The following is a 322-nucleotide window of genomic DNA, read 5'->3' as shown; positions in this document are numbered from 1 at the left end:
AAATTAAGGCTTGAAACTCTTATTCTACTTAAGTTTGATAATTTGTTACTTTATTGTACGCAATGCTATTGGGCATTGAGCCAGGATGTTTGTAAAAACCTGCATTCCGGTCCTCAAAGGGCTTGATGAGCGCGTTGTAAATAACGGTTTTTTGACTCTGATGTAGCAAATTTTAAAACCGATGCAGGGCAATAGTTTTCAGACCCGGAATGCAGGAAATTGCACGTATCTCGGTTTCATGCCTTTTACATTTAAAACCTATACCCAGCTTGGCTTTTACAATCTGCGCTATTCGTGTGGCGTTGCTACTATCTATGTTTAT

This window comes from Dulcicalothrix desertica PCC 7102, assembly GCF_003991905.1.
In the GTDB taxonomy this organism is placed as follows: domain Bacteria; phylum Cyanobacteriota; class Cyanobacteriia; order Cyanobacteriales; family Nostocaceae; genus Dulcicalothrix; species Dulcicalothrix desertica.
This window is presented reverse-complemented; position numbering follows the sequence as displayed.